At 24.1% G+C, this 2,517-nt stretch carries 4 protein-coding genes; all 4 read right to left on the bottom strand.

Features of this window, described 5'->3' with window-relative positions:
• Positions 1 to 188: 188 nt before the first annotated feature.
• Positions 189 to 653 carry a PTS sugar transporter subunit IIA gene (locus E6A48_RS08185; protein ID WP_219709596.1) on the bottom strand — a complete coding sequence of 155 codons (465 nt, stop codon included), beginning with the start codon at positions 651 to 653 and terminating at the stop codon, positions 189 to 191.
• An 81-nt stretch (positions 654 to 734) separates the two neighbouring features.
• A complete protein-coding gene (gene recF / locus E6A48_RS08190) occupies positions 735 to 1,802 on the bottom strand; it encodes a DNA replication/repair protein RecF (RefSeq protein ID WP_219709599.1) in 1,068 nt (355 codons plus the stop codon).
• A 79-nt stretch (positions 1,803 to 1,881) separates the two neighbouring features.
• On the bottom strand, positions 1,882 to 2,169 hold the full coding sequence (locus E6A48_RS08195; protein WP_219709602.1) for a putative quinol monooxygenase: 288 nt from the start codon (positions 2,167 to 2,169) through the stop codon (positions 1,882 to 1,884).
• Positions 2,162 to 2,517, bottom strand: a 356-nt coding sequence (gene pth, locus E6A48_RS08200; protein ID WP_219709604.1) for an aminoacyl-tRNA hydrolase, incomplete at its 5' end; no start/stop codon positions are given. The genes pth and E6A48_RS08195, both read right to left, overlap by 8 nt.

Genomic DNA, 2,517 nt, shown 5'->3' on the forward strand with positions numbered 1-2,517 from the left:
AGGAAGTGCCTTCGGTATTGCCACAAAGAAGCAAAAAGGCTGCAATTTTATAAAGTATAGCCGGAAAAGATATGGTATTATTTTTAGATATAAAATTTAAATATTTTCATTTGTGTGAATAATAAAGCAAAAACTTAATATAATAAAAGGGACTTTTTAAAGCCCCTTATAATTTTATTTATTTAAAATTATTTCACAGCTGTCATTATAATTTCACTTGTGTTTACTTCTCTTGGGTCTGTTTTTGTAAGTGATTTTAATTCGCTGTAATTTGAAATTATTATAGGAGATGTTATATCATATTCTTTTTCAACTTCTTCCTTTTCAAACTCTATAAGCAAAGTACCTGCTTTTACTTTATCTCCTTCTTTAACATGAGCTTTAAAATATTTTCCTCCAAGTCTTACAGTATCCATTCCTATATGTATTAATATTTCAACTCCTCCAGATAATAAACCTATAGCATGGTTTGTGTCTATCATAGTAATAACTTCACCATCTACAGGAGCATATACTTTACCTTCAGAAGGTACTATAGCCATACCATCTCCAAGTGCTTTGCTTGAAAAGGCTTCATCTTTTACTTCTGTAATATCAATTAATTTTCCATTAATAGGTGCTTTTATTTGAATTTTTTTAGAGAATAATCCCATAATATAACACTCCGTTTTTTATTGATTATTTGTAATAAGTTTAACATAAACAATTATAATGTAAAGAAGTTTATTAAAAATTTAATTTTTTATATTAACAATATCGAAGACTTTACTCTCTTCGAATTTTGATAACTTTTCTTTTTCAGTAACTGTGATAAATACTTGTCCTAATGTTTGTATATATTCTAAAATACTTTCTCTTTTAATATTATCAAGTTCAAGCATAGCATCATCTATTAATAGTATAGGGGATTTTTTTCTGTATTCATATAGTATCTTTTCACTTGCAAGTTTCATTATAAGTGTGAGCATTCTTTTCTCACCTTGAGATGAAAATTTTCTTGATAAAGAATCCTTATAAAAGAATTGATACTCTGCTCTATGTATACCAAAATATGTAGTACGCATTTTTATTTGTTCTTTTATTGTATTTTCTAGCTTTTTTATATACTCATTTTCATTTTCTATATCTTCTATAGTAGATAGATATTTTATTTTGTATGGATTATCATTTTTAAAAATAGTTTTGTATATTTCATTCATTTTTTCTTCTAAAAGCATAGAGTATTTTTTGTTTTCATTTGCAATATATAAAGATAATTTTGCTATATCATCATTATAAATATGAGCATCATTTGGACTTGTCGTTAGATAAATATTTCTCATTTTTAGAAGTTTATTGTATTTTATGAGTGATAAAAGATATTCATTTGAAATGCTTGATATTAGCATATTAAAATAATCTCTTCTAAGTTTAGGCTCTTGTGTTACCATATCAGTATCATTTGGTAAGAATATAACATAAAGTATTTTACCTATTAAATTTTTTCTTGATGTAATTTCTTTTTTGTTTATAAATACTTTTTTTGTTTTTTTTTGATAAGCTATTTCTATATTAGTGTCATAATTCAAATCATCTTCTTTGAATATTCCTCTTAAAAAATAATTATCATTTCCATATTTTATTAATTCTCTATCTAAACGAGTTCTAAATGATATACCATTTCCAAGAATATATATAGCTTCTAATATATTAGTTTTACCACAACCATTCATTCCATATAGTATATTAATATGCTTTGAAAACTCAAATGTATTTTCATTATAATTTCTAAAAGAACGTAATGTTAGTTCTTTGAGTATCATAAATATCCTTAAATATAATAATTAATTTTTAAGAGATTATACACTATAATTATAAAAGTTTTAATATATTTAATTTTTTTTATATATTTATTTTTTTGTATAATGTTACATCCATTTCGCCGTCAAGAAACTCTGCTAATTGAGGAACTATAGTTATAAAATGATTACTGCTGTTATGAGATTTTATAGCTTCTTCATCTTTCCATTCTTCTATAAAAGTTAAACATAGTCCGTCTATACTTTCATAAATATCATAAGCTATACATCCATCTTCTTTTCTGCTTTCTATTATTAATTCTTTAGCCAATTTTAGAAAATCATCTTTTTTATCTTTTTTTATATAGTTTTTGGCTACAATTTTAATCATTATTTGTATCCTTATTGTTGATTCTTTTATTATATTTGTTTTGTGCTATAGTGTATGATTCAAATAATATAGTCTTTATAGCTTCTATTACATTTTCACCCAAATCATTATCTATATTTTCTCTCTCACTTTTACTAAAAGAAGATAAAACATAATCATTAACTTTTTTTCCAAAACTTGGTCTTCCTATTCCAACTCTTACCCTAATAAAATCATCAGTTTGTAATTGTGCTATTAAACTTTTTATTCCATTATGTCCACCAGAACTTCCACCTTTTTTTATTTTAAAAGTTCCAAATGGTATATCCATATCATCATATATTACTATTATATCTTCTGGTTTTATAT

The organism is Brachyspira pilosicoli, assembly GCF_019402445.1.
Taxonomy (GTDB): Bacteria; Spirochaetota; Brachyspiria; order Brachyspirales; family Brachyspiraceae; genus Brachyspira; species Brachyspira pilosicoli_B.